Source organism: Segetibacter koreensis DSM 18137 (genome assembly GCF_000374045.1).
Lineage (GTDB): Bacteria > Bacteroidota > Bacteroidia > Chitinophagales > Chitinophagaceae > Segetibacter > Segetibacter koreensis.
This window is the reverse complement of sequence record NZ_KB893358.1, coordinates 1-3037: the sequence shown is the minus strand read 5'-3', so window position 1 is coordinate 3037 and position 3037 is coordinate 1. Positions and strand designations below refer to the sequence as shown.

4 protein-coding genes are annotated in these 3037 nt (G+C 36.7%); all 4 read left to right on the top strand.

Annotation, left to right across the window (positions count from 1 at the left end; genetic code table 11):
* The first annotated feature begins 231 nt into the window (after positions 1–231).
* The 4 genes from B154_RS0121370 to B154_RS0121355 all read left to right on the top strand — a co-directional run bounded on the left by B154_RS0121370 (position 232) and on the right by B154_RS0121355 (position 2924).
* A complete protein-coding gene (locus tag B154_RS0121370; protein ID WP_157580911.1) occupies positions 232–474 on the top strand; it encodes a hypothetical protein in 243 nt (80 codons plus the stop codon).
* Between the two features lie 503 nt (positions 475–977).
* Positions 978–1763 carry an IS110 family transposase gene (locus tag B154_RS33180; protein WP_211217527.1) on the top strand — a complete coding sequence of 262 codons (786 nt, stop codon included), beginning with the start codon at positions 978–980 and terminating at the stop codon, positions 1761–1763.
* Between the two features lie 86 nt (positions 1764–1849).
* A complete protein-coding gene (locus B154_RS33175) occupies positions 1850–2326 on the top strand; it encodes a transposase (protein ID WP_033412300.1) in 477 nt (158 codons plus the stop codon).
* A gap of 37 nt (positions 2327–2363) precedes the next feature.
* Positions 2364–2924 carry a hypothetical protein gene (locus B154_RS0121355; RefSeq protein ID WP_018616394.1) on the top strand — a complete coding sequence of 187 codons (561 nt, stop codon included), beginning with the start codon at positions 2364–2366 and terminating at the stop codon, positions 2922–2924.
* The last annotated feature ends 113 nt before the right edge of the window (positions 2925–3037 follow it).

Here is a 3037-nt window from a genome sequence, read left to right as displayed (position 1 = left end):
ACGTCGGTCAACCCAAAAGTATACCACAAAGCCCCGCAAAAGGACTACAATGCGGGGCTTTGATTGGGGGCTTCGCGGATACTTTTCTTTTTGTTATGTGCCATTAAATCAGGAAGGTTTAAACGACAAGTATAACAATTAGGAGATTTGAATAAACTAAAAAATATATTTTGGATACTCGTTGGAATTGCCATCATTGGTCTTTTTATTTATAAAATAATAAGAAGCTTTTTGACAAATTCGTTACTCAAAGAAAATGCGGGACAAACAAAAGCAGTAATCATTAACGAGAGAAATTATATGGGAAATCAACCGGTTCATCCCAAGTTTTCTTATTCTTACGAATTTACAATTAGCGGGAAAAAGTATACTGGAAATTCCCATGACACCACGCTTACAATTGGAGACACCGTTGAAGTAGAATATGATAAGGATATGCCAAGTATTAACAAACCTCTACATAGACGGGAATAACATTTTTAACGAAGGAATTCAAATTCTATAATCCTATAGGCTTTTTATTGGAAAAACAAAATTATCTGGAAAGTTGCTCCAGACGCAAACGGCACATAACATGCATGTTTATGTAATACTGGCGGAAGAACATAAATCCAATCTTTTATATCTTTAATAATCAACGGCAAGTTTATGAAGCATAGTATTTCAAATACCAGTACTACATAAACATGTTCAACGTTGTGCGTCATTCCCCTTTTTTCCCGGAAAATAAATTCCTTGGCTAACGGGATCAATTTATATCACTCCGACTTTTGCATTAAAGGCTTTTTGTGAGACCGGTTTAAGCAATGGTAGTTTACAACTCCGTGCGTCATTCTGGTTGAAATGCACAACTCCTTTTCGGAGAGTTTATGAATTCAGTGGTGGTGAATGCTTTTGTGTTCAACCCCGGTCAGAATAATTGATAAATTTATAGGTGCATTTTCTTAAAGCCATATTAATTACTTAAAAGTTCAATTATGGCAAAAATTGAAATGGATGTTATTCACCCGCATTGTGCAGGGATTGACATTGGAAGTCGTTCTCACTTTGTTGCTATCGGGCAAGGTGACAATGATGTAAAAGAATTTGGGGTATATGCTGATGACCTGGTCAGTATTTGCAATCATCTTAAAAATAACAACATTACCCATGTAGCTATGGAAAGCACTGGCAGCTACTGGCAAAACCTGTATGTAGAACTATCAAGCCGGGGTTTTGAGGTGACACTCTGTAATGGGAAGTTTACTAAAAACATCAAAGGCAAAAAGACTGATGTAAAAGATGCAAGATGGATACAAAAGCTGCACAGCATAGGGCTGTTAACCGGCAGCTTTTTACCAGATGAAACCACCGAAACCTTGAGAACTTATTCAAGGCAAAGAAGCAACTGGATTGCCCAAAGTGCAGAAGCTACACATAAAATGCAGAAGTATCTGAAACTGCTTAACTTTAGATTAGATGTGGTTGTAAAAGATGTATGCGGTCTTACAGGAATGGCTATCATTGAAGATATCTGCAAAGGCAATCTCAATCCTGCAGAGCTGGCAAAGCATCGTCACTTTAACTGTCGCAAAAGCGAAGAAGAAATTGCAAAAGCTTTAAAAGGTAACAATAGAAAAGACTACCTGTTCGGATTGAAACAGGAGTTTGAAAGTTATCAGTTCTGTCAGAAGAAAATAGCTGAGTGCGACGTTCAAATTAATAAGTTTCTACAAGAGCAGATTAACACAGACCCTTCAAAAAAAAACTTTCAACCACACTAAAAACACACAAGCGACAAAACAAAAATGCTATCAAAGGTATCGACCTGAACCAAGCGGCTTACCAGTACTTCGGGGGTGTTGACCTGATGCAGATAGAAGGAGTAAGCCATGCTACCATCCTTACTATAATAAGTGAAATAGGACCGGAAGGTTTTAAAGAATTTCCAACTTCAAAACATTTTACAAGCTGGATGAGGCTGGCGCCCAACAATAAAAAAACAGGAGGAAAAATTATCAGCAACAAAGTGCCGAAAGGAAGCAATCGTTTGAAGATTGCCTTACGACAAGCTGCCAATTCTATTGGAAATTTAAAGGATACTCACCTGGCAAACTTCTTTAAAAAGATATTGTATAGAAAAGGCAGAACAGCCGCTGTTAGTGCTACAGCAAGAAAGCTGGCAGTAATCATCTGGAACATGATTGTGAAGCAACAACCTTACAATCCACCAACCCAATACTTATTCCTTGATCAGAAAAGAAAAATGGGATTAGTAAAGAAGATTAAAAAGCAAATTGATAAATTTGAAATAACTGGCGAAGAATTGGGAATAGCTACATCATGATACAACCATTTTCTTACGTTAGTCAGAACCTTAGAAAATGAACGATGAACTATTAAAAATCGCTAAAATAGAAAGACGGCGATATGTTGAATATTTTACCAATGAGATAAGTGCACTAAAAAATGGAAAGGACATCTGTGCATCAGAACTTCAAATCGAAGTAAACGACGAAAGTACTTCCTATCCGTTTAACAGGATCTACTTAGATTTTATCTATAAAGACCAAAAGAGCAAGGACCATATTTTAGAATTAAGGCTCGATAAGAACTTAGATTATAAATCCCTGAACTTCTATTTTCAGAAAATGAAAGTAGAAGTCCATCCTTTTTGCTGGAACAGTGTTGAATTTATGGTAGATAAGATTGATGTTTCCTCATTATCCGGATGGGTTATCAAATGGCTTAAAATTGACGAAGAACTTCCTGATGATGAACTCGGGGAAGTAATCCATAGTTGTTCAGAACCTGGGCTGGTTGACGACAAATATTCATTTGCAATTGATTTTGGTTCTGCACCTGAAAATTGCTTCATAGAGTTCTTGCAATTTCTGTGCGACAGCAATACTGGATTTGTACGGATTGAAACATCTGAGGCGTAAAAAGGCGAACGCACAACAGTGTGTCCTATGTATATAGGCATTTAAACAGGGATAATATCGTTGTACTTTATATTCTTTTGAAAGCAAGAGATAACAGAAGGTTTTATTCAATT